At 69.7% G+C, this 23,429-nt stretch carries 21 protein-coding genes; 9 read left to right on the forward strand and 12 right to left on the reverse strand.

The annotated features are described in order from the left end of the window. Nucleotides 1-33 precede the first annotated feature (33 nt). Nucleotides 34-714, reverse strand: coding sequence for an MBL fold metallo-hydrolase (locus VKQ35_RS21800; RefSeq protein ID WP_324365087.1), 681 nt, complete (start codon nt 712-714; stop codon nt 34-36). A gap of 85 nt (nt 715-799) precedes the next feature. Beyond that, entirely contained in the window at nt 800-2,368 is a 1,569-nt protein-coding gene (locus tag VKQ35_RS21805; protein ID WP_324365089.1) for an amino acid permease, read from the reverse strand. Between the two features lie 128 nt (nt 2,369-2,496). Here VKQ35_RS21805 and hrpB point away from each other — a divergent pair, with 128 nt between their 5' ends. Both hrpB and VKQ35_RS21815 read left to right on the forward strand, forming a co-directional pair. Continuing rightward, a complete protein-coding gene (gene hrpB, locus VKQ35_RS21810; protein ID WP_324365091.1) occupies nt 2,497-4,929 on the forward strand; it encodes an ATP-dependent helicase HrpB in 2,433 nt (810 codons plus the stop codon). 54 nt (nt 4,930-4,983) lie between these two features. Then, the gene (locus VKQ35_RS21815) at nt 4,984-6,114 is read left to right on the forward strand and encodes a 2OG-Fe(II) oxygenase (RefSeq protein ID WP_324365093.1); all 1,131 of its coding nucleotides are present in this window, start codon (nt 4,984-4,986) and stop codon (nt 6,112-6,114) included. On the opposite strand, the gene VKQ35_RS21820 is transcribed toward VKQ35_RS21815, so the two are convergent. Further along, nucleotides 6,111-7,307, reverse strand: a complete 1,197-nt coding sequence (locus tag VKQ35_RS21820; protein ID WP_324365095.1) for an alpha-hydroxy acid oxidase — start codon at nt 7,305-7,307, stop codon at nt 6,111-6,113. The genes VKQ35_RS21815 and VKQ35_RS21820 overlap by 4 nt on opposite strands. Before the next feature lie 161 nt (nt 7,308-7,468). Between VKQ35_RS21820 and VKQ35_RS21825 the strand changes: the two genes are divergently transcribed. Further along, the gene (locus VKQ35_RS21825) at nt 7,469-7,921 is read left to right on the forward strand and encodes a hypothetical protein (protein WP_324365096.1); all 453 of its coding nucleotides are present in this window, start codon (nt 7,469-7,471) and stop codon (nt 7,919-7,921) included. Here VKQ35_RS21825 and VKQ35_RS21830 read toward each other — a convergent pair. Both VKQ35_RS21830 and VKQ35_RS21835 read right to left on the reverse strand, forming a co-directional pair. Beyond that, nucleotides 7,918-8,700 (reverse strand): RNA methyltransferase, encoded by a 783-nt coding sequence (locus tag VKQ35_RS21830; protein ID WP_324365098.1) that lies wholly within the window; start codon nt 8,698-8,700, stop codon nt 7,918-7,920. The genes VKQ35_RS21825 and VKQ35_RS21830 overlap by 4 nt on opposite strands. Next, on the reverse strand, nt 8,697-9,644 hold the full coding sequence (locus tag VKQ35_RS21835; protein WP_324365100.1) for a class I SAM-dependent methyltransferase: 948 nt from the start codon (nt 9,642-9,644) through the stop codon (nt 8,697-8,699). The genes VKQ35_RS21830 and VKQ35_RS21835 overlap by 4 nt, the downstream gene beginning before the upstream one ends. A 104-nt stretch (nt 9,645-9,748) precedes the next feature. Between VKQ35_RS21835 and VKQ35_RS21840 the strand changes: the two genes are divergently transcribed. Next, nucleotides 9,749-10,381, forward strand: a complete 633-nt coding sequence (locus VKQ35_RS21840; RefSeq protein ID WP_324365102.1) for a TetR/AcrR family transcriptional regulator — start codon at nt 9,749-9,751, stop codon at nt 10,379-10,381. Nucleotides 10,382-10,628: 247 nt separating this feature from the next. Here VKQ35_RS21840 and VKQ35_RS21845 read toward each other — a convergent pair whose 3' ends face one another. Further along, the gene (locus tag VKQ35_RS21845; protein WP_324365104.1) at nt 10,629-12,761 is read right to left on the reverse strand and encodes a lytic transglycosylase domain-containing protein; all 2,133 of its coding nucleotides are present in this window, start codon (nt 12,759-12,761) and stop codon (nt 10,629-10,631) included. A gap of 137 nt (nt 12,762-12,898) precedes the next feature. Here VKQ35_RS21845 and dapA point away from each other — a divergent pair, with 137 nt between their 5' ends. From dapA to VKQ35_RS21860, 3 genes are read left to right on the forward strand one after another with little or no spacing between them, the layout of a single operon-like run. Next, entirely contained in the window at nt 12,899-13,783 is an 885-nt protein-coding gene (dapA, locus tag VKQ35_RS21850) for a 4-hydroxy-tetrahydrodipicolinate synthase (RefSeq protein ID WP_324365106.1), read from the forward strand. Next, nucleotides 13,783-14,259, forward strand: a complete 477-nt coding sequence (gene smpB, locus VKQ35_RS21855) for an SsrA-binding protein SmpB (protein ID WP_324365108.1) — start codon at nt 13,783-13,785, stop codon at nt 14,257-14,259. Before dapA ends, smpB begins: the two co-directional genes overlap by 1 nt. 14 nt (nt 14,260-14,273) lie before the next feature. After that, nucleotides 14,274-14,999, forward strand: coding sequence for a GNAT family N-acetyltransferase (locus VKQ35_RS21860; RefSeq protein WP_324365110.1), 726 nt, complete (start codon nt 14,274-14,276; stop codon nt 14,997-14,999). Here VKQ35_RS21860 and VKQ35_RS21865 read toward each other — a convergent pair. Further along, a complete protein-coding gene (locus tag VKQ35_RS21865) occupies nt 14,996-15,889 on the reverse strand; it encodes an SDR family oxidoreductase (RefSeq protein WP_324365112.1) in 894 nt (297 codons plus the stop codon). The two genes, VKQ35_RS21860 and VKQ35_RS21865, sit on opposite strands and share 4 nt — an antisense overlap. A 93-nt stretch (nt 15,890-15,982) precedes the next feature. Here VKQ35_RS21865 and VKQ35_RS21870 point away from each other — a divergent pair, with 93 nt between their 5' ends. Then, entirely contained in the window at nt 15,983-16,831 is an 849-nt protein-coding gene (locus tag VKQ35_RS21870) for a helix-turn-helix transcriptional regulator (protein ID WP_324365114.1), read from the forward strand. A 7-nt stretch (nt 16,832-16,838) separates the two neighbouring features. Here the strand turns inward: VKQ35_RS21870 and VKQ35_RS21875 are convergent, their stop codons facing one another. The 5 genes from VKQ35_RS21875 to VKQ35_RS21895 form a co-directional block, all read right to left on the reverse strand. Then, nucleotides 16,839-18,221 (reverse strand): M20/M25/M40 family metallo-hydrolase, encoded by a 1,383-nt coding sequence (locus tag VKQ35_RS21875; RefSeq protein ID WP_324365157.1) that lies wholly within the window; start codon nt 18,219-18,221, stop codon nt 16,839-16,841. A 77-nt stretch (nt 18,222-18,298) separates the two neighbouring features. Further along, a complete protein-coding gene (locus VKQ35_RS21880; RefSeq protein WP_324365116.1) occupies nt 18,299-19,327 on the reverse strand; it encodes an MBL fold metallo-hydrolase in 1,029 nt (342 codons plus the stop codon). 13 nt (nt 19,328-19,340) lie between these two features. Then, entirely contained in the window at nt 19,341-21,383 is a 2,043-nt protein-coding gene (locus tag VKQ35_RS21885; RefSeq protein ID WP_324365118.1) for a S9 family peptidase, read from the reverse strand. Nucleotides 21,384-21,471: 88 nt separating this feature from the next. Further along, nucleotides 21,472-22,122: a uracil-DNA glycosylase gene (locus tag VKQ35_RS21890; RefSeq protein ID WP_324365120.1), complete on the reverse strand. Its 651-nt coding sequence runs from the start codon at nt 22,120-22,122 to the stop codon at nt 21,472-21,474. Continuing rightward, the gene (locus VKQ35_RS21895; RefSeq protein WP_324365122.1) at nt 22,109-22,717 is read right to left on the reverse strand and encodes an NYN domain-containing protein; all 609 of its coding nucleotides are present in this window, start codon (nt 22,715-22,717) and stop codon (nt 22,109-22,111) included. Before VKQ35_RS21895 ends, VKQ35_RS21890 begins: the two co-directional genes overlap by 14 nt. Before the next feature lie 76 nt (nt 22,718-22,793). Between VKQ35_RS21895 and folK the strand changes: the two genes are divergently transcribed. Continuing rightward, complete coding sequence (gene folK, locus VKQ35_RS21900) at nt 22,794-23,288, forward strand: 2-amino-4-hydroxy-6-hydroxymethyldihydropteridine diphosphokinase (RefSeq protein WP_324365124.1); 495 nt, start codon at nt 22,794-22,796, stop codon at nt 23,286-23,288. Nucleotides 23,289-23,429: the final 141 nt, after the last annotated feature.

Genomic DNA, 23,429 nt, shown 5'->3' on the forward strand with positions numbered 1-23,429 from the left:
GCGGCGCGTAACATCTCGATTTCGAGGCTGCAATCACGTGTGCGACAACACGTCGTCGGCGACAAACGGGTTGGTCTGACGCTCCTGGCCGAAACTGGACATCGGTCCGTGGCCGGGCACGAAGCGCACGTCGTCGCCCAGCGGCCAGAGTTTGGTGGTGATCGCCTCGATCAGCTGGGCGTGGTTCCCGCGCGGGAAGTCGGTGCGGCCGATCGAGCCCTGGAACAGCACGTCGCCCACTTGGGCGAAGCGCGCCTCGCGGTGGAAGAAGATCACGTGGCCCGGCGTGTGCCCCGGGCAGTGGTAGACCTCGAACTGCGTCTCGCCGAGCGTGACGACGTCGCCGTCGTGCAGCCAGCGGTCAGGCGTGAAGCCGCGCGCCTCCGGCATGCCCCACTTGGCGCCCGAGGCGTCGATCTGGTCGATCCAGAAGGCGTCGTCGGGATGCGGCCCCTCGATGGGGACGCCGGTGCGGTCCTTGATCGCCTGGGTGGCCCCGGCGTGGTCCAGGTGGCCGTGGGTGATCCAGATCTTCTCCAGCGTCAGGCCCTGGTCGGCGATCGCGCCCAGCAGGCGGTCGACTTCGCCGCCGGGATCGATGATCGCCGCTTTCAGCGTCTTGGCGCACCAGACGATGGTGCAGTTCTGCTGCAGCGGCGTCACGGGCGCGATAAGGGCGCGGATCGGAAGCGGGGGCTTTTGCGGCGCGTTCATGTGGCTCCATGATCGGGCTTTACGCCATATAAGAAAAGGCCCGGGCGAAACCCGGGCCTTTCCATCGCAGATTTTGCAGGCGGACCTAGAGCGGCGTGCCGCCCGGGCCCTCGACCAGCGGCTCGTTCTCGTCGACGCCCAGACGGACGTTCGACTTCCAGAAGCCGTAGCAGAAGTAGAAGAGCAGCCCGATGGCCGTCCAGGTGATGAACAGGCCCTTGGACTTGCCGTCGAGGCTCATGAACAGCACCGCGCAGCCGATGATCGAGGCCGGCGCGACCAGGAACAGCAGCGGCGTGCGGAACGGTCGAGCCCGGCCCGGATCGGTGAAGCGCAGGATCATCACCCCCAGCGACACCGCCGCGAAGGCGAACAGCGTGCCGGAATTCGAGTAGTCCGCGAGCTGACCCACCGGCAGGAAGGCCGCGAAGATCGCCACGACGAGCCCGGTCACCAGCGTGATGATCCAGGGCGTCTTGAACTTCGGGTGCACGGTCGAGAGCACCGGCGGCAGCAGGCCGTCGCGCGCCATCACGAAGAAGATCCGCGTCTGGCCGTACATCATCAGCAGCACGACCGAGGGGAGCGCGATCGTGGCCGCGAGCGCCACCACATTGCCGAAGAACGGATGGCCGACTTCTCGGAGGACGTAGGCCAGGGCCTCCTTGGAGCAGACCAGCGGCGTGTGCGCCCCGATGGCGGTGCAGGCGGCGGAGAACTCCGGCGAACCCGGATCGTAGGGCACGCCGTTCGGCCCCACCAGCGGCTGGGCCCCAAAGGCGCCGATCGCGCCGCCGGCGGCCAGCAGGTAGAAGAGGGTGCAGATCAGCAGGCTGCCGATCAGGCCGATCGGCACGTTGCGCTGCGGATTTTTCGTCTCCTCGGCGGCGGTCGAGACCGCATCGAAGCCGACGTAGGCGAAGAAGATCGAGGCGGCGGCCCCCAACACCCCCGTTCCCGACGAGCCGAGCGGATTGCCCCAGCCCCGCGGCGTGAAGGGTGTGAAGTGCTGCATGTGGCCGGTCACCATCGGGATGGTCAGCACGATGAACAGGGTGAGCGCGGCGACCTTGATGGCCACCAGCACGGCGTTGACGGTGGCGCTCTCCTTGGTGCCGATGATCAGCAGGGTCGTGACCAGGACGGTGATGATCACCGCCGGCAGGTTGACGAGCCCGCCGACCTCGCCGCCTTCCAGGAACGAGCCGATGACCACCTTGGGGCCGACGGTCAGCGCGTGGGGTATGTGCACGCCCATGGCCTCGAACAGGCCCACGATGTGGCCGGACCAGCCCACGGCGACCGCGCTGGCCCCCAGCGCATATTCCAGGATCAGCGCCCAACCCACCAGCCAGGCGACCAACTCGCCCATGACCGCGTAGGAGTAGGTGTAGGCGGAGCCCGCGACCGGCACCATCGAGGCCAGTTCGGAGTAGCACAACGCGGCGACCGCGCAGACCGCCCCGGCGATCATGAAGGAGACCATCATGCCCGGCCCGGCCTTCTGCGCCGCCGTGGCGGTGAGCACGAAGATGCCGGTGCCGATGACCGCGCCGATGCCCAGCATCGTCAGTTGGAATGGCCCGAGCGAGCGGTGAAGCGACTTCTTCTCCGCGGTCGCCAGGATCGCGTCGAGCGACTTAATGCGCCACATATTCCCTCCGAACAGCGGCTTCCCCTTTGGGCCGCCGAAAAATTGTTGGCCGGACCGTGGCTTGGTTGTGCGTCTACGGTCAAGCGGGAAGGCTTGGCGTTGCGGCAAGTGACCGCTAGAGCGCAAGAATGTTCCCCATCCATGAGGCTTTGCCGGCGCTGAAGGCGGCGCTCGCCGAACGGAATACCGCGGTGCTCGTGGCGCCGCCGGGGGCCGGCAAGACCACCGTGGTCCCCTTGGAACTGCTGGCCGAGCCCTGGCTGATTCAGGGCAAGATCATCCTCCTGGAACCGCGCCGCCTGGCCGCCCGCGCCGCCGCCGAGCGGATGGCCGCGACGCTCGGCGAGCCGGTGGGCAAGACCGTCGGCTTTCGTGTGCGGATGCAGTCGAAGGTCTCCGCCGCCACGCGAATCGAGGTGGTCACTGAAGGCGTCTTCACCCGCATGATCCTCGCCGACCCGGAGCTCGCGGGCGTCGCCTGCGTGATCTTCGACGAGTTCCACGAACGCAGCCTCGACGCCGACCTTGGCCTGGCGCTGGCGCGGGATGCGCAAGGCGTCCTGCGCGACGATCTGCGCATCCTGGTGATGTCGGCGACGCTCGACGGCGCGGCGGTCGCCCGACTCCTCGCCGACGCCCCGGTCATCGAAAGCCTCGGCCGCGCCTGGCCCGTCGAGACCCACTATCTTGGCAGGGACGAGCGCCTGCGCCTGGAGGACCGCGTGGTCCGCGCTGTCGAGCGGGCCCTTGCCGCCGAAACGGGCAGCCTGCTGGTCTTCCTGCCGGGGCAGGGCGAGATATTGCGCACCGCTGAGCGGCTGAACGAGCGACCCAGGCCGAATGTCGAGATCGCCCCGCTCTATGGCGCGCTCGACCCGCGCGACCAGGACCGCGCCATCGCCCCGGCGCCGGACGGGGCCCGCAAGGTGGTGCTGGCCACCTCGATCGCCGAAACCAGCCTGACCATCCAGGGCGTCCGCGTGGTCATCGACTCCGGCCAGGCGCGCGTGCCGCGCTTCGACCCCGCCAGCGGGCTCACGAGGCTCTCCACCGTCCGCGTTTCCCGCGCCGCCGCCGACCAGCGCCGGGGCCGGGCGGGACGCACCGAGCCCGGCGTCTGCTACCGCCTGTGGGATGAGGCCGAGACCCGCGCGCTTCCCGCCTACGCCGATCCCGAGATCCTCGACGCCGACCTCTCGGGCCTGGCCCTCGACCTCGCCCGCTGGGGCGCCAAGGACGCGTCGGGCCTCGCCTTCCTCGATCCGCCGCCCGCCGCCGCCTTCGCCGAGGCCCGCGCCCTGCTGATCCGCCTGGAGGCGCTCACCGAGGACGGCGTGCTGACCGCCCACGGCCGGGCGCTCGCCGATATGCCGCTGAGCCCGCGCCTGGCCCACATGATCCTCAAGGCCGCCGGGACGGGGCAGGCTGCCCGCGCGGCCCGCATCGCCGCGCTCATCGCCGAGCGCAACCTCGGCGGCCGCGACGTCGACCTGCGCCATCGCCTGGACGGCCTGGAGCGCGACCGTTCCCCACGCGCCCGCGACGCCAAGGCGTTGGCCGAGCGCTGGGCCGGGATGGCCGGCCAGCCGGGGAAGGGGGAAGAACTCTCCGACGGCCTACTGCTCGCCTTCGCCTATCCGGAGCGCATCGCCCGCGCGCGCGGACCGCAGGGCGAATTCCAGCTGGTCAGCGGCCGCGGCGCCTTCGTCGAGCCCACCGACGCCCTGGCCCGCGAGACCTGGCTGGCCGTGGCCGAACTGGGCGGGGCCGAGCGGCGCGACCGCATCCTGCTGGCCGCCCCGGTCGAGGAGGCCGAACTCGTCGCCGCCTTCGCGCACCAGCTCACCACCGAGGACCGCCTGGAGGAAAGCGGGGCAGGGCGCCTGCGCGCCAAGCGGCTGACGCGGCTCGGCCGCCTCGTCGTGCGTGAAACCTTCGACGAGAATCCGGATCCCGCGCTCATCGCCGCGGCCCTGCTGGACCGCGTCCGCGCCGAGGGCGTCGAGGCCTTGCCCTGGGGCGAGGCGGCCAAGTCTCTGCGCCGCCGCTTGGGCTTCCTGCGTGAGGCCGGTGCCGGCTGGCCCGATCTGTCGGACGCGGCCCTGCTGGCCAGCCTCGATGATTGGCTCGCGCCCATCCTGCCCGGCGTCCGCGCGCTCTCAGCCCTGAAGCCCGACGCCCTGGACGCGGCGCTCCGCACACTCATCCCCTGGGACCTGCAGCGCCGCCTCGAGAGCCAGGCGCCGGCGCGCTGGACCGCGCCTACCGGCAACAGCTTCGCCGTCGACTACGCTGGCGACGCCGGACCCCGCATCGACGTGCGCGTGCAGGAGGTCTTCGGTCTCACGACGCATCCCACCGTCGCCGGCGTCCCGCTGACCTTCTCGCTGCTCTCGCCGGGCCACAAGCCCATCCAGACCACGAAGGACCTGCCGGGCTTCTGGAAGGGCTCGTGGAAGGACGTTCGCGCCGACATGCGCGGCCGCTATCCCAAGCACGTCTGGCCGGAGGACCCGTCGGTCGCCGAGCCCACCGCCCGGGCCAAGCCGCGCGGGACGTAAGCGCCTTATCCTCGCCGCTGGAGACGCGACGCGGTTCTGCGATATCGTCGGCCGATGACCAAGGCCGCCGATCCAGACGCCGCCGCGCCGGCGAGCGCCATCTACAAGCGGCTGCTGCCCGGCGACCGGTTCCCGGCGGAGCCGCAGCTTTGCGGCGACCACGCCAAGTTCGCCTTCGTCACCCTGGCCGGCCGCTATCAGCTCTATGGCTTCTTCCTTTCGGCCGACGACCCCGCGATCCGTCAGGCGATCGAGGCGGTGGCCGCGCGCCGCGATCTGTTCGACGACGTCCATGCCTCGTTCTTCGGCGTCAGCGTCATGCCGGGCGACCGCGACGCCCACCGCCTGGCCAACGCCGAGCCCGGCGTGCGGTTCGTCTGGGATTTCGACCGGCGGATGTCCGACGTCTGCGGCGCAACCCCCTTGAACGCGGCCTCCGACAACATCTCCGCGGTCAGCCGCAAGTGGATCCTGCTCGATCCCTCGATGCGCGTCGTGAACATCTGGCCCATGCGCGAGACGCCCGTGGAGGCGGTGATCGCCACGGTCGAGGCCCTGCCGCCGCCGGACCGCTTCGGCGGCGTCAGCCGGCCGGCGCCCGTGCTGATGCTGCCCAACGTGCTGGAGCCGGAGCTTTGCCGCCGTCTGGTCGATCTGCATGCCGGCGGGGGCGGCCGCGACATCGGCTTCTTTCGCGGCGGCAAGAAGGTGTTCGATCCAAGCTTCAAGAGCCGCAGCGACGTCAGCATCGCCGACCCGGCGCTGATCGAGATCCTGAAGGAGAAGCTCGGCCGGCGCGTGCTGCCGGAAATCGAGAAGCTGTTCTTCATGCGGGCCAGCTACGTCGAACGGCACCTGATCGGCGGCTACTCGGCCGCGGACGGCGGCCACTTCATGCCCCATGTGGACAACGGGGCCCCTTCGACGGCGCACCGGCGCTTCGCCGTCTCGATCAATCTCAACGACGACTTCGAGGGCGGCGAGGTCGTGTTCCCCGAGTACAACCTGGCCGGCTATAAGGCGCCGGCCGGTTGGGCGGTGGTCTTTCCGGCCGCGATCCTGCACGGGGTGCGCCGCGTCACCTCCGGCGTCCGCTACGCCTATCTGCCCTTCATGTTCGACGAGGCCGGGGAGGCGATCCGCGTCGCGGAACGAGTCAAGGCGGAGGCCGCGAAGGAGACTTAGGCGCGGCGGATCAGGGCTGCGGGGGTGATTTCCTTCACCGTCCGCGCGCCGACCCCGCCCATCGCCAGCCGCAGTTCGTTGTTCAGCACATCCAGCGTCCGCTCGACGCCCGCCTGTCCAAAGGCGCCCAGGCCCCAGATGTAGGGCCGCCCGATGCCGACCGCTGTCGCGCCGAGCGCCAGCGCCTTCAGCGCGTCGGTGCCCCGCCGCACGCCGCCGTCCACCAGCACCGGAATGCGCCCCTTCACCGCCGCCACGACCTCGGGCAGGCTCTCCAGCGTGCCGCGCGCGGTCTCCGTGGCGCGCCCGCCGTGGTTGGAGACCATCACCCCGTCGCAGCCGTATTTCACCGCCAGCGCGGCGTCCTCGCCGGACTCCAGGCCCTTCACCAGCACCTTCATCCTGGTGGCGTCGCGCAGCCGCTTGATGAAATCCCAGGTCAGGGCCGGGGAGGTGTTGAGCAGGCCCTTGGTGTCGATCCCCTGATACATGGGACGGGCGGAGAGCGCCCCCGGCCCGGCGTCGCCGTGACAGGCCGCGCATTGGCGGGTGTCGGCGCGCATCGCGCGGCTCAGCGTCTCGGTGTTGCGGCCCGCCGGCAGGTCGACCGTCACCGCCACCGCCGTGCAGCCCGCCCGCTCGGCGCGCGCCACGATCTTCATCGCCACGTTCAGATCGGACGAGGTGTAGAGCTGGTACCAGAGGGGCCCGCCATGCGCGGCGACCACGTCTTCCACGCCGGTCGAGGTGGCGGAGGACAGGATCTGCAGCGTGTTCCTGGCCTTCGCCGCCCGCGCTGAGGCCAGTTCGCCCTCGGCCTGAAACGCCTTTTGGCTGCCGAGCGGGCAGAGGAAGATCGGGCTGGCGTAGCGCACCCCGAACAGCTCCGTCCCCATGTCCAGCTTGCTCAGGTCCACCAGCCGGCGCGTGCGCAGTTGCCAGTGCGCATAGGCCTCGCGGTTGGCCTTCAGCGTCTCCTCGCCGTCGACCCCGGTCATCAGGTAGCCCCAGTGCGCCACGGGGATCGTCTTGTGGGCCACCTTCTCCAGGTCGAAGACGTCGAGCGCGTCCTGGGCGCGGGTGACCAGAGGCTCGCTGTCCGGGGCCTGGGCCAAGGCCGCAGCCGCCCAAGGCAGGCCGGCGTAGAGCGGGCTCGCCGCCAGGAAGCGCAGGAACGTTCTTCGGTCGTCCATCCAAGATCCCCCGAAACAGGCGTGGCTGTTTCCGGGCATGGAGGCGCGGTTCGCGCCCCCGCGCAAGTCGAGACGACTGACGGGATTTTATGGATTTCTTATGTCGTTGAAATAATCGCGATATGTGAACCGCCGAATATGCAGCGCGGATGGAGGTTCGAATGGCCATACGTTCCCAGATCGTCGTCGCCGGTCTCGCCGCCCTCGTGGCAGGCGGCATCGCCATAGCCCAGCCCGGGCCCACCGGCGGCGTCGCCGGCGGCTTTCAGCGCAGCGAGGCCTTCGGGCCGCCGCCGGTCCAACCGCTCGGCTCCCACTGGACCAATCCGGAGCTCTGGGATGGCTACGACGATCCCGGGCGCCCCATCGGCCGGGAAATCAGCCCGCTGCCCAGCGGCCTGCAGACCCGCATGGTGCAGCAGGTCAACGATGGGCTGAAGATCGCCGTGCCGCAGATGCGGCTGGCCTGCGCCGCCGACCAGCAGAAGCTCTGCGCCGACAAGAAGACCAACCTCGCGGCGGACCGTTGCCTGGAATACTACCGCCTGAAGGTCAGCCGCCCCTGTCGCGACGCGTGGGACAAGCTGGCCCTGGCCGCCGAGGGCCGGCTCTAGCTCGCCGCGTAGATCATGATCCCCGTCGCCACCGACAGGTTCAGGCTGTCGGCGCGGCCCCGCATGGGGATCTTCACGTTGACGTCGCACAGTGCGGCCATCTCTGGCGGCAACCCCTGCTGCTCGTTGCCCATCAGGATCAGGGTCGGCCGCGCATAGTCGGCCTGGCGGTGGTCGACGTCGGCCGAGAGCAGGGTGCCCACCACCGAACCCGGCCAGCCGTTCCGCCAGGCGGCGAACTCGGCTTCGCTGGTCTTGACCAGGGGCGTGGCGAAGATCGAGCCCATGGTCGCGCGCACCGCCTCCACCGAATAGGGGTCGCAGCATTCGCCGACCAGGATCACCGCGCCGCAGCCGGCCGCGTCGGCGGTGCGGACGATGGTCCCCAGATTCCCCGGATCGCGCACCCGGTGCAGCGCCACCCAGCAGACGGCCGCCTGCGGCTCGACCGCCGACAGGGGCTGGAAGACCTGGCGGAACACGCCGACCACCGCCTGCGGATTGTCCCTGCGGCTGACCTTGGCGAGGATCTCCTGCGTGACCTCGATCACCTCGCCGTTGGCGGCGAGGGTGGCGGAAACGGCGGTCTTCAGCAGCGGGTGCTGCTCGGCCCCATGCATCAGGATCGCCGGCGCGTGGCCCGTTTCGATCCCCTCGATCACCGCCTTCAGGCCCTCGGCGACGAACAGGCCGGTTTCGTCGCGTTCCTTGCGCAGGTGCAGCGCGCGGACGGCCTTCACCGTCGGGTTGGTCAGCGAGGTGACGGCGCGGCTGCTCATCCTTGCCACCGCGCGAAAAAGCTCATGCCGATCTCGCGCGCGCCGTCTTCCTGCACGAGCGCCAGTTCGCCCCACTCGATGCGCCCGCCGCGGCCCTTCAGCTTGTCCGTCAGCAGGCCCGACAGCGCCGCCCCGCTGATCCGCTCGGCATAGGCGTTCAACACCAGGAATTTGGCGTTTTCCGAAAGAAGCTCGGCGCATAGGCCGGCAAGTTCAGGCAGATCCTCGAACAGCCGCCAGACCTCGCCGTCCGGGCCGCGGCCGTATTTCGGCGGGTCGAGGATGATCCCCTCGTACTTCGATCCCCGCCGCACCTCGCGCTGGACGTAGCGGCGCGCATCTTCGGTGATCCAGCGGATCGGCCGGTCGGCGAGCCCCGACAGCTCGGCGTTCTCCCGCGCCCAGCCGACCGCGCGCTTGGAGGCGTCCAAGTGAGTGACCGCCGCGCCCGCCGCCGCCATGACCAGGCTGGCCACCCCGGTATAGCCGAACAGGTTCAGCACCTTCGGCTGCGGCCCCCCATTCTGAAGGCAGGCCGCCCGCACGGTGGCGTCGAGCCATTCCCAGTTCGCCGCCTGCTCCGGAAAGAAGGCCAGGTGGCGGAAGCTGGTGAACCGGCCGTTGAACTTCACCTCGCCCCAGCTGAGCGGCCAGGCCGCCCCGTTCCCGAGCGCGGCCGCCTGGCCTTTGAGTTTCCAGCGCCCGGCGTCTTCCTCATCGCTCGGGTCGAAGACCGCATCCGCCGCCTCCCAGGCCGAGGCCGAGAGCGCCGGCGCCCACAGGCACTGCGGCTCGGGTCGCACCACGGTGAAGCGGCCATAGCGCTCCAGCTTGCGGCCGCCGCCGGAGTCGAGCAGCCCATAGTCGGCCCACCCCCGCGTGCGCATCACGCTGGGCAGGTCGGCGGCGGCGGGGTCGCCAGATAAACGGCTAGGCGGGCTCATGCTCCGCGCTTACGGCCCAAGCCCCATCGCGTCCAGAACCAAGGCGCTTGTCACAATCGCGGATTTGGGGTCCCGTAGCGGAAAGAAGCTGGGAAAGTATCGCCTTGACGGTCGCAGCCGCTCCGCCCCGCCGTTCCGCCCGCAAGGCCAAGGGCGACGGCCATCTCCGCCGCGCCGAGATCCTCGAGGCCGCCGAGCGGATCTTCGTCGCCGAGGGCTACGAGGGCGCCACGATCCGCAAGATCGCCGATGAAGTCGGCGTCTCGTCGACCGCCCTCTACATGCACTTCCAGGACAAGGGCTGCATCCTGCTCGAAATCTGCGAGCGGACGCTGCGCCTGCTCTATGAGCGCAACAGCGAGATCGCCGCCAAGCCCCTCGACCCGGTGGTCCGTGTGCGGATGATGCTGGAAGCCTATATGCGGTGGGGCATGGAGCATCCGAACGCCTATCAGCTGGTCTATTCCGGCCGCCCGGCGCCGGCCGGTCCGTGGCCGGAAGCCGCCCGCGACCTCTCGACCCAATGCTACGAGAGCTTCTGCGGCGTGGTGCGGGAGATTGGCGCCGCGGGGCGCCTGCGCGCCGGTACTGTCGACAGCGCCGCGCAAGCGCTTTGGATGTCCTGCCATGGCGTCGTCGCCCTCCTGGCGTCGCGGCCCAACTTCGGCTGGGCCGACCGCGACGAGCTGATCGCCGTCACTCTGGAAGGCCTGTTGAACGGCCTGGTGGCCGACTAAAGACCTGTCCACGAACCACACGAACCACACGAACGGGGCGCGACCTGAGAGGCCCGCGTAGCGGGCAGTCCTTTTTCAAACCGCAGAGAACGCTAAGAACGCAGAGGAGAGCATGATCGCGATGGCCGTGCACTCGTGCGGCCTCTCTGCGATCTTAGCGTTCTCTGCGGTTGAATAGGCTGAGCCTCCGCTCCGCGGAGTCTCGATCGCGAACCCGTTCGTGTGGTTCGTGGACAAAAAAGCGGACTCAGCGCGCGGACGGCGTCCCGTTGTCCGCCACGTTCGGCAGGGGCGTGGGCGGGCCGTAGCTGTAGCCGCCGCGCTTCAGGTCGGCGCTGAGCGTGATCGGGGCCGAGCCGCCGTTCATCTTGGCGCGGTAGACCTGCACGTTCTCCATCACCCGCATCACGTAGTTGCGGGTCTCCGAGAACGGGATGCACTCGATGTAGTCCACCGGATCGGTCGCGCCGGCGCGCGGGTCGCCGCAAAACTGGATCCACTGCACCGGCCGCCCGGGGCCGGCGTTGTAGCCCGCCGCGGTCATGATGTAGGAGCCGGAGAAATGGTCCACCATCTGGCCCAGATAGGCCGCGCCCAGGCGCATGTTGTAGTCGGCGTCGTAGAGCTGTGAGGCGGAGTATGAGACGCCCACCCTGCGGGCCAGGATCTTCGCGGTGGATGGCATCAGCTGCATCATCCCCGTCGCGCCCGCGCCGGAGCGCACATTGGGGTCGAAGCTCGATTCCTGGCGGGTGATCGCCAGGATCAGCGCCGGCTCGGCCGCGCCGCCGTCCGGCGCGCTGCGCATCGGATACGCCCGCTGCGGCAGGATGAAGCCGCGCTGGGCCGCGGCGCGCGCCGCGCGCATGGAGGTGTCCATCTCGCCGTAGCTGCGCGCCAGGTCGATCAGCTGCGCCTCGTCCTCGGCGGTCGGCAGAATGTCGTCCAGGTTCAGCACGAAGGTGCGGAACAGCTCGCGTTGCCCGTAGTCGAACAGCAGGCGGGTCGCCTGGATGGAATCGCGGTCCTCGAAGCGTGCGCGGGCGTCAGACGTGAGGGTGACGTCCGACGGGAGCGTCAGCCGCTGGCCGATCTTTTCGCCCGCCAGCATGCCGTAGAAGGTCGTGTTGTGCTTGGCGGCCCGCGTATAGAAATCTGTCGCCGCCGTCTTGTCGCCCCGGGCCTCGGCCGCGCGGCCTTCCCAGTATAGGGCGCGGCCCTTGGTCACCGGCGTGGTGCCGATCTTCTCCAGGGCGGCGAAGTGCTTGGCGGCCTTCTGCGGCTCGTTCAGCTTGGTGAGCGCGATCCAGCCGGCGTCGAACTCGGCGTCCGCCGCGTCGGCCCCGGCGGTGAGGCCGCTGTCGGCTGCCGCCGCATAGGCCGCGTGCGCGTCATTGGCCCGCAGAGCCGCCAGCACCAGATGGCGCCGTTCGTCCCAGATGCGGTCGCCCTGGTCGAGGGTCGCGACCTCGTGCGGGAAGTAGGGCGCCTCGGCCAGCGCGGCCATGTCCATGCCCTTACGGCGCAGATAGGCCGCGCGCTCGAAGGCGACGCCGGGGCTCTGCGCCATTTCGGAGGGCAGGGCGGCCACCAGGTCGGTGGCGTCGCGCGCCTCGCCGCGCAGCGCCAGGCGGGCGCGGGCCGCCTGCTGTTGGTCGGCCGGGAGCAGGGCGACCATGTCGCGCGCGGCCGGGCCTTCCTTGCCGTAGAGCAGGATGTCGGCGCGGCGGACGTGGTCGTCCTGGGTCAGCGCATCGCCGAAACGGGCCAGCATGGCGCGCTGCGGCTCAGCCTCGAAGCTCCTGTCCCGCCACCAGTGCTTGATCAGCGCATTGGCGTCGGCGAGCCGGCCCAGGCCCTTGTAGGCGCTGGCCAGCGCCATGGCGCCCTGGGCGGTGGTCGGCTCGGCCCCGGCGAACCAGTCCAGGGTCTGCTGCGGCGTCTTGCCGGCGGTCTCCAGCAGGCGCTCGGCGGCGGCCTGGCGCTTGGCGCCGTGCGGCCAGCCGGCCAGATCGCGGCGCGCGGCGTCCACGTCGGTGAAGCCGAGCGAGTCGGCGCAGGAATCCACCAGCACCCAGGTCGCGGTCTTGCGCGCCAGCGGGTCGGTCAGCTGCGAGATCGCCTCGCGCGCTCCGTTCACATTCCCGCGCCGCGCGGTTTCGACCGCCTGTCGGAACAGGCCGGCGTCGCGGTCGGTTAGGGGGTGGGAGACACTGTGCGGCGGCGCCGGCGTATCCAGCGGCGTCGTCTTCAGGGCTTTGTCCAGCAGGTCGCCCAACGGGTCCGGCCCCGTGGGGTCGAGGGATTGCGCGCGGGCGGCCACGCTTGCCATCGCGGCGACGCCGGCGATCAGGAAGGCCTTGCGCGCGATCTTGTGCATGGACTCCCCCCAACGGAGACAAACGGGAACTCGAAGCGAATCAATAGGACATTGCGGGCGCCGCCCACGTGCACATATTGTCGCGACGAATCTGAACGACGCCTTGCCAAGCGTCCAATCACGGCAATTTGCTTACAATGTCAGAGCCTTTGTTTCGGGGCGTGCTTCCCGCCCTCGTCACGCCCTTCCGCGACGGCGCCGTCGACGAGGACGCCTTCGTGCGCCTGGTGGAACGCCAGATCGCCGGCGGCGTCCACGGCCTGGTGCCGGTGGGCACGACCGGGGAGAGTGCGACGCTTAGCCACGACGAGCACAACCGCGTCATCGATCTCTGCATCAAGACCGCCGCCGGCCGCCTGCCGGTGGTCGCCGGCACCGGCTCCAATTCCACCGACGAGGCGATCGAACTCACCCGCCACGCCAAGGCGGCCGGCGCCGACGCCGCCCTGATCGTCACGCCCTACTACAATCGCCCGAGCCAGGAGGGCATGTACGCCCACTACGCCGCCATCAACGAGGCCGTGCAGATTCCGGTGCTGGTCTACAACGTGCCTGGGCGGACCGGCGTCGACATCTCCAACGACACGCTCGCGCGCCTCGCCAAGCTGCCGAACATCGTCGGGATCAAGGACGCCACGGGCGACCTCGCCCGGGCCAGCCAGCAGCGGCTGATGTGCGGCGAGGACTGGGTGATGCTCTCCGGCGACGACCCCACTGCGCTGGGCTACTTGGCCCATGGCGGCCACGGCTGCATCTCGGTCACCGCCAATGTGGCGCCCGAACAGGTCTCGGCCTTCTTCAACGACGCGTTGACCGGCCAGTGGCAGGGCGCGCTCTATGGCCAGGATCGGCTGATCCGCCTGCACAAGGCGCTGTTCACCGACGCCTCGCCGTCGCCGACCAAGTTCGCGCTCGCCCACCTGGGCCTCTGCGCCGAAGAGGCTCGCCTGCCCATCGCGCCCGCGTCGGAAGCGTCCCGCGCCGAGGTGCTGGCCGCCATGCGGGACGCGGGCGTGATCTGATGGCCCCTAAAGCCGAGGCGCCGAAGAAGCTGATCGCCGAGAACCGCCGCGCGCGGTTCGACTACTTCCTGGAGACCTTCTTCGAGGCGGGGCTGGCGCTCACCGGCTCGGAGGTCAAATCCCTGCGCAACGGCCGCGCCAACATCGCCGAGAGCTATGCGGCGGTGGAGGGCGACGAGATCATGCTCGTCAACGCCGATATCCCGCCCTACGCCCAGGCCGGTCCGCACTTCAACCACGAGCCCCGCCGCCACCGGAAGCTGCTGTTGAAGCGCAAGGAGATCGACAAGCTGATCGGCGCGGTGCAGCGCGACGGCCGCACGATCATCCCGACCAAGCTGTTCTGGAACGACCGGGGCCTCGCCAAGCTCGAGGTGGCGCTGGCCAAGGGCAAGAAGGAACACGACAAGCGCGAAGCCACCGCCGAGCGCGACTGGCAGCGCGACAAGGCGCGGCTCATGAAGGACCACGGCTGAGTTTGGGGGCTGACGTGGACCCCGCGGACATCGCCGTCCTCGAACGCGACACGGTCGCCGCCGTCGCGCCGCCGGAGATGCTGGAAATCGGCGGCTGGCTGGTCCCGCTGGACAACGGGACCATCGGCCGGGCCAAGAGCGCGGTCCCGCTGCGCCACGACATCGGGCCGGACGCGCTCAGCGCGATCGAGGAGGCTTATCGCTCGCGCGGCCTGAAGCCGGGCTTCCGGCTGGCGGACGTCCCGGCCTTGGAGCCGGTCTATGCCGAACTCACCCGCGGCGGTTTCGCCCCCAAACAGCCGACGATCTTCAAGACCGGCTCGGTTCCGGAACTTGCCGCGTTTTCAGATGGTTCGGCGCGTATCCTCGATAAGCCCGACGACGCCTGGGCTGGCGTCTTCCTGGGCGAAGGCTTCGATCCCGCCGACGGCGCACACCGCGTGAAGGTCCTGACCCGCTCGCCCGGCGCGATCTACGCCGCGGCCGGGGAGGCCGGGGCGACCCACGCGGTCGGCGTCATGAGCTTCGGCGCGCAATGGGCCGGCATCCACGGCATGCGCACCGCGCCCGCCCACCGCGGCAAGGGCCACGCCAGCGCCATCCTCGCCGCCATGGGCCGGGTGGCCCAGGCGAGGGGCCTGAGCAGGGTCTTTCTGCAGGTCGAGGAGCCCAACCCCGCGCGGCGCATCTACCGCGCGGCCGGCTTCGCGCCGATCTGGCGCTACCGCTACTGGCGCTAGGCGTTGGCCGGCTGGCGCTGTTCGAGGTCGGCGATTAGGCTTGGACCCGTCGGCGTCCAGCCCAGACGCTCCTGCGTCAGCTTGCTGGAAGTCGGCGCGTCGCGGCCGGCGAACATCGCCAGGAAGCCGAAGTGGGCGGGCGCCTCCTCCGGCGTGATCGACTTCACCGGCAGGCCCAGGCGCTTGCCCACCGCCTCGGCCACGTCGCGCATGGTGACGCCGGATTCGCCCACCGCATGATAGCGGGCCCCGGCCACGCCCTTCTCAAGCGCCAGCCGGTAGACCTTCGCCACGTCACCGACGGCGGCGGCCGCCCAGCGGGCCGAGCCATCGCCGACATAGGCCGAGACGCCCTTCTCCTTGGCGACCTCGATGGCATAGCTGATCAGGCCGGCCTTCTCGGTGTCGTGCACCTGAGGCAGGCGCACGATCATCGCCCGCACGCCCCGCTTGGCATAGTCCTCGACCAGCAGCTCGGTGGCCCCGCGCCCGGCGCCCGCGCCTTCCGTCGAGGGTCCGTCCTCTTCCGTCGCCTCCCGGTCAGGGTCGGCCATCAGGGTGCCGGAGGTGAGGATGAAGGGTTTGCCGGAGCCCTCCAGCGCTTTCAGCATCGCCTCCACATTGGTGCGGTCGATGGCGATATTCTCCATGAACTTGCTGAAGTCGTGGATGAAGGCGCAGTGGATCGTCCCGTCGCAGGCCGCCGCGCCGGCCGCCAAAGTCTCCGGCTCGCTCAGGTCGCCGCGATGGACCGCCACGCCGGCGGCCTTGAGCTTGGCGGCGTTCTCGTCGTTGCGCGCCAGGCCCAGCACCTCGTGGCCGTGGGCTTTCAACTCCGCAATCACGGCCGAGCCGATGAAGCCGCTGGCGCCGGTCAGGAAAACACGCATGTCGAAGTCTCCACAAAAGCTTGAGAGACAATCGTCGCGCATTCGCATATCCTGTTAAAGTAGTGACCTTATCAGGGTATAGAGACTAACAGGATGAGTGAGCTCCTCGCGCCCGAGAACGTGCTCGGGACCTACCTCAAGGACCGCCGCGCCCGGCTCGATCCCGGCGCCTTCGGCTTCCCGCCGGAGCGGCGGCGCACGCCCGGCCTGCGCCGCGAAGAGGTGGCCGGGCGGGCCAACATCAGCCCCACCTGGTACACCTGGCTGGAGCAAGGCCGTGGCGGCGCGCCCTCGGCCGACGTGCTCGACCGCATCGCCCGCGCGCTCATGCTCACCGACACCGAGCGGGAGCACCTGTTCCTGCTGGGCCTCGGCCGCCCGCCCGAGCAGCGCTACCGCCGCACCGAAGGCGTCACGCCGCGGCTGCAGCGCGTGCTCGACGCGCTGGACCCGACGCCGGCCCTGATCCGCACCGCCACCTGGGACGTGGTCGCCTGGAACCGCGGGTCCGCCGCCATGCTGGCCGACTACGGCGCCATGCCGCCGGCCGAGCGCAACATGCTGCGCCACCTGTTCCTCGATCCCCGCGCGCGGGCGGCGCACGAGCACTGGAACAGCGTGGCGCGGTTCGTGGTGGGCGCCTTTCGGCTGGACGCCGCCCGGGCCGGCGCCGCGGCGGACGTGGAGCCCCTGGTCGAGGAACTCAGCCGTCTCAGCCCGGAGTTCCGGGCGCTGTGGCGCGAGAACGAGCTGCCGGCCGTCGTCCACCGCGAGATGGTCAAGCAGATCAATCATCCGCTGCTGGGCCCGGTGGGCTTCGAATACTCCACCTTCGGGGTGGACGGCCGCACCGACCTCAGCCTCTTGATCTACAACCCCGCGACGCCGCAGGACGCGGAGAAGGTCGCCCAGATGGTGCGCGGCGTTTCGCCGTCGGACTGACCGTCCGCTACTTCGCCAGATCCTTCAGCACGCTCTCCCACTGGAACAGCGCGCCATCGATGGTGGCCAGCGGCACGCGCTCGTTCAGGCCGTGGGCGAAATCATCCGAGGACTTCATGAAGGCCCCGCCGACGCCGTAGGCCGGCACGCCGAGCGCGCGGAAGAACATCGAGTCCGTCGCGCCGGCCGACATCCCCGGCGCCACCGGCAGGCCGGGATAGCGCGCATGCACCGCCTTGGTCACCGCCGCCAGCACGTCGGCGCGCAATGGCGAGGCGGGCGCATCGATGGAGCCGTCGTTCTCCCGCGTCACCGTCGCGCCCGGGTCGGCGATCACCTTGACGATGGTCTTGCGCACCTCCTCCGACGGCGTGCCCGGGAAGATGCGGCAGTTGACCGAGGCCGTGGCCTTCTGCGGCAGCGCGTTGGTGGCGTGGCCGCCCTGGATCATGGTCGCCACGCAGGTGGTGCGCAGCTGGCCCACCATGTCGCGGTCGGCCGACAGCACCGCGATCGCGGTCTGGTCCTTCGGATTGGCCACATAGGCGCGGAGCGCATCGCCCACCGGCCCGGGCTCGGTCGGCGCCGCGGCCCTGAACGCGCCCATGGTGATTTCGCTCTCCATGGCCGGGAACTGATAGGCCGAAAGGCGGGCAAGGTCGGTCCCCAGTTGGTAGATGGCGTTGGTCTTGCCCGGCCGGCTGGAGTGGCCGCCGGGATCGGTGACGGTGATCTCGAAGTCGGCGTAGGTCTTCTCGGCCGCCTGCAGGGTGTAGATCTGCGGCTTGCCGTCCTCGGAGAGTTCGCCGCCGCCGGCGTCGCCGTTCAGCACCAGCTCGGCGCCCTTCAGCTCCTGCGCCAGATGTCGCGCCGTCTGCATCAGGGTCTCCTCGTCGCCGCTCAGCGCCAGGACGATCTCGCGGCGCGGCGCCCAGCCCTCGCGCTTCAGCTTCGACAGGACGGTGACGATCATCGAGACGTCGAACTTGTCGTCGATGGCGCCGCGCCCGAAGACGTAGCCGTTCTCGACCACCGGGGTGAACGGGTCGCGCGTCCAGTCGGCGGGCTTGGCCTCGACGACGTCCATGTGGTCGATCACCACGATGGGCTTCAGCTTCGGATCGGTCCCGGCGTAGTGGGCGATCAGCACCGCGCTGCCGGCCACCGGCTCGATCCTCACCTCGTCGGGCTTGAAGCCCGCGCCCACCAGCACGCTCTTCAGATAGGCCGCATAGACCGGGACCTGATTGCCCGGGATCACGGTGCGGAAGCCGATACCCTTCTTCAGCAGCTCCAGCGCCTGGTCGTGCAGGGCCGGGTCGACCTTGGGCTGCGCGAGCGCCGGGCAGGAGGCGAGAACGGCCGCGGCCGCGAGGCCGGCGAAGAGCATGGTTTTCAAGTCGGAGAATCCACTGAACGGCAAAGGTGGCCGACCCTAGCGAGGGCGGCGGGACGAGGCGAGGGCGATCAGCGCTCCAGCGGGAACTCCGCCTCCCGCCAGGCCTTCATGCCGCCGTCCAGCGCCACGGCGCGGCCATAGCCAAGCTCGCGCAGGGTGGCGGCCGCGAGCGTCGAGATCTTGCCGAACTCGCAGCAGGTGAGGATGCGCACCGTCGGGTCCGGCAGGTCTGTGTTGACCCGCAGCTCCAGCTGGCCGCGCGGCAGGTGGCGGGCCCCCGGCACGTGGCCGGCCTCGAAGGCTTCCTTCTCCCGCACATCCAGGACGACGATGTCGCGCCGGTTGCCGCTGATCCGCTCGGACAACTCCTGCATCGACATGAAGGGCGCCTTGGCCGCGGCTTCGCTGAGCAGCTGCGCCACCGTCTTGCCGCCGCTCATATTGGTGCGCAGCGCCTCGGTGAGGTGTGTGGGCGCCGCCAGGTCCAGCGCCTGCATCATGGCCACGAACGCGGCCCGCTCCGTCTTCTGCAGTCGCGGATTTTCCGCGATCTCGGCCCCGATGGTGGAGTGGCTGCGGCCCTTGTAGTCGTGCGCCGGAAACACCAGGGTTTCCGGCGGCAGCCGCAACAGGCCCTCGAACAGGCTGTCGAACAGCTCGTGCGGATCGCCGGTCGGCAGGTCCGTGCGCCCGGTGCCGCCGATCAGCAGGGCGTCGCCGGTGAACACCCGGTCGTCCATCACCAGGCTCATGGAATCCCGTGTGTGCCCCGGCGTATGCATCGCGCGCAGCTTCAGCCCGCCGGCGATCAGCATGTCGCCGTCGTCCAGCCGCAGGTCGGCGTGCGGCGCGGGCGCGAGGCGATGCATCACCACTGGCGCCCTCAGCGCCTTGCCCAGTTCTTTGCTGGCCGAGAAATGGTCGGCGTGGGTGTGGGTATCCACGATGTACTTGATCGACAGGCCATGCTGGGCGCAGTCGCCGAGGTAGCGGTCGATCCGGCTCAGCTCCGGGTCGATCAGCACCGCCGCCTGGGTGTCCTGGCAGCCCAGCAGGTAGCTCTGGCATCCGCCCGTGGCGATCTGCTCGAAGATCATGGTGCGGCCTCTCCTAGTCGGCCTTCCTGGGCGCGTCCTTGCCGTCATTCTTCAGCCAGCGGTTCAGCCAGTCGACCCAGCGGGTGTAGACGTCCATCTGGCGGATCGGGTCACCCGGGAAATGGCCGCCGACCGGATAGGCCACGAACTCGGTCTCAACGCCGTTGTCCTTGAGCGCGTGATAGAGGCCATAGGACTGCGCCGCCGGCACCCGGAAGTCGCCGGTGTCGGTCATCACCAGGGTGGGCGCCTTGATCTTCGACATCATGGTCGCCGGCGACTGCTTGCGGTTCAGCTCCATGCCCGCGCCGACATAGGGCGAGCCGCCGGTGGCGTAGGCGTTGCCCACATTGCCGTCCGACAGGTTGTACATCTCCACCCAGTCGGTGACCGCCGCGCCCGCCACCGCCGCCTTCCACACCGGATAGTGGCCGGCGAGCCAGGTGGTCATGAAGCCGCCGTAGGACCAGCCGGTCACCGCCATCCGCGAGGCGTCCACGAAGCCCTTGGACTTCAGATATTCGACACCGGACATCACGTCCTCGCCCGGCCCCTGACCGGCGTCCTTGTAGATTGAGGCGTAGAAGGCGTTGCCGTCGTTGTCGCCGCCCCGGTAGTTGGGCTCAAACACCACATAGCCCTGGGCGGCGAACACCTGCTCGGCCACGCCGAACTTCTCCCGCGAGGCGGAGTTCGGTCCGCCGTGAACGTAGAGCACCAGCGGGTACTTCCGGTCGGGCTTGAAGTCCGGCGGATAGGTGACGACGCCATTCAGCATCCGTCCGCCCGGACCCTTCCAGGTCACCGTCTCGATCCGTCCCAGGGTGAGGTCGTCGAGCGCGGCGTTCTGGTGGGTGATCGCCACCGGCGCGCCGCCGCTCGCCGGGATCAGGTAGAGTTCGGAGGGGTCGCTGGCCGTCTGGCCAACCACGGCGATGGTTCCGTCCCGCGCCACGTCGATGTCCAGCCAGTAGCCGTTGGCCGGCATCATCCTGCCCAGTTCGATGGGCTTAAAGGTCCCGTCGGGCTTCAGCCGCCACAGGCCCACGGTCGTGCCCGTATTGGCGCCCACGATCATCGACTGGCCGTCGGGCGCCCAGAGCGTGCCGTAGACGTTCTTGTCCAGGGCCACCCCGATGTCCTTGCCGGCCCCGCCGTCGAAGGGCGCCAGCCAGACGTCCTGGAACTTCCAGGGCGCGGCGTCGCGGTTGCGCCAATAGGCGATGGTCTTGCCGTCGGGCGAGACCTGCGGATAGCCCTCCAGCAGGGTCTCGCCGGTCACCGCGCGGGTCTTGCCGCTGGCCACGTCCAGCACCATCACCCGCGAATAGAACTGGTCGCCGGTCGAGGGCGTCTTCTGCTCCACATAGACCAGCGACTTGCCGTCGCGGGTCCAGACCACCGGCGACGACGGCGGGCCGGGCGGCAGGCTGGAGGGGAGCGACCAGTCGCCCTTGGTCAGGCGCTTGGGCTCCCCCGCGCCATCGGCCGCGGTGAGCCACAGGTGCGTCGGCCGCACCGCCTCGCTCACCGTCACGTCGTCGTTGCCGACCTTGAAGCCGGTGCGGAACTTGTCCTCGCCCTTCAGCTCCGGCGCGGGGTCGGCGGCGGCGTAGGCGATGGACTTGCCGTCCGGGCTCCAGGCGAACTGCGAGACGCTGTCCTTGCCCTTGGTGAGCTGCAGGGCTTCGCCGCCGGCCATCGGCAGCACATAGACCTGCAGGTTCTTGTCGGAGTCCGGGGCGGTGAAGGCCAGCCGCGCCCCATCCGGCGACCAGCGCGGCGAGCCGGCATGGCGCCGGGTCCGGGTGATCGGCCGCACCGCGTGGCTCGCCACATCGACGACCATGATCTCGCTGCGGAACTCGTCGGCCTCCAGGTCGGCGCGGGTTTCCACATAGGCGATCAGCCTGCCGTCCGGCGAGATGTGCGGATCGGCCAGCTTCACCGAGCGGGCGATCTCGCGGACCGTCACCGGCTTGGCGAGGCCCGCCGACGGGAGGCTAAGCGCGAGCGCCGCGACCGCGGCGCCGGCGAGGGCGATTGATTTCAACATCCGACAAATTCCCCAGCTTCGGACGGCACCTTAGGTCTAAGCTCCACCACAAGGCCAGCCTCTGGAACGGGACATTTTTGACGGCCGATCAGCCGTCGATCAGCGCCCGCGCGCGTTCGAACACCGCTTCGAACATCGCGGGCGTCAGCCGGCCGGTGTTCGTGTTGAGCCGCGAGCAATGGTAGCTGTTCAGCACGACATAGGGGCCGGCGCGGAACTCCGTGCCGTGGCCCGGCGGGCCGGCTGAGGCCTTCAGTCCGAGCGCCTTGAGCACATTGCGCCGCGACACGTCGCCCAGGGTGACGATCACCTTCAGGCGGGGCAGGGCGGCGATCCGCGCGGCGAGGAACGGCCGGCAATGGGCCTCTTCCGAGGTCTCCGGCTTGTTCCCGGGCGGGGCGCAGCGCACCGCGTTGGAGATCATGCAGTCGACCAGCGCCAGGTCGTCGTTCCCGTTCGGATCGTAGGACCCGGTCGCAAAGCCGGTCTTCTTCAGCGTCGCGTAGAGCAGCACACCGGCATGGTCGCCGGTGAACGGCCGGCCCGTGCGGTTCGCCCCGGTCCGCCCAGGCGCCAGGCCCGCGACCAGCAGGCGTGCGTCATCCGGTCCGAACGACGGGGCCGGCCCGTTGAACCAGGTCGGGTTCTCCGCGGCGTTCTTGGCGCGATAGGCCACGAGCCTTGGGCAGAGCGGACAGTCGCGCGGCGGCTCGGCCAACGCCGGATCAGGCCTCGGCATCGGCCTCCGGCTCGTCCTCGTGGCGCCGTTCGCTGCGGGCTTCCTGGATGAAGCGGGGCAGGCGCGAGGGCCGCCCGATGATCTCCGAGAGGTCCGCCAGGTCGACGAAATTGTCCGCCTGCCGGCGCAGGTCGTCCGAGGCCATCGGCGGCTGCGACTTCACCGTCGAGACCACGGTCACGCGCGACCCTCGCCGCTGCACCGCCTCGACCAGCGCCCGGAAGTCCCCGTCGCCCGAGAACAGCACCAGATGGTCGGCGCCGCCGGCGGCCATCTCCATCATGTCGACGGCGATCTCCACGTCCATGTCGCCGCGCCAGCGCTTGCGCCCCTGGCTGTCGGTGTATTGCCGCGCCGCCTTGGTGACGAGCGAATAGCCGTTGTAGTCCAGCCAATCGACCAGCGGGCGGATCGGCGAGTACTCCTCGTCTTCGACGAGCGCGGTGTAGTAGTAGGCGCGGATCAGGACGCCCCGCTTGCGGAACTCTTCCAGGAGCTTGCGGTAGTCGATGTCGAAGCCCAGGCCCTTGGCCGCGGAATAGAGGTTCGACCCGTCGATGAACAGCGCCAGACGGTCTGTGGGGTAGAAGGTCATCGTTTCAAATATCCCAAACGCCAATCGCCCAAACGCCAATCTGGGGAGTCCCGCTGGGCCGGCGCTCGACGCGGCGGTGATCGTGGCCCTGGGCTCCAATATGCCCGGCGATCACCCTTCGTCTGAGGCGCTGTTGAATGCGGCCGTGTCGCGGTTCCCCCAGGCAGGATTGCCCGTGCTGGCCCGGTCGCGCTGGTGGAACTCTGCCGCCTGGCCCGACCCGAAAAGCAACGAATATCGCAACGGCGTCGCGATTGTCGAGGCGAACGGCCCTCCAGAGGCGGTTCTGGAGGCGCTTTTTGCCATCGAGCGGTCGTTTGGCAGGATACGCGGGGCGCCCAATGCGCCCCGCACCCTCGACCTCGACCTGATCGCCTATGGCCGGCAGGCGCGGGACGGTCCGGGTCTGATCCTGCCGCATCCGCGAGCCCACGAGCGCCTGTTCGTCATGGGCCCGCTCGCCGAGATCGCGCCGGACTGGGTGCATCCCGTGCTCGGCCGCACCGCCGCCGAACTCGCCGCGACAACCACGGTGGGGCGCGACGCGAGGCCCGTCAGCAAAGAAGAATAACCACGGAAAGACACGGAAAGAGCACGGAGGGCGGGCCGCTTGAGCGCCAGAGCTGGATCGAAACGCGCGCTTTGCGCGCAAGAAGAGCACGCGCGGCCCTCGGAGATCGAGCCTCTTTTCCGTGCTCTTTCCGTGTCTTTC

It is taken from the genome of Phenylobacterium sp. (assembly GCF_035309685.1).
Classification (GTDB): domain Bacteria; phylum Pseudomonadota; class Alphaproteobacteria; order Caulobacterales; family Caulobacteraceae; genus Phenylobacterium.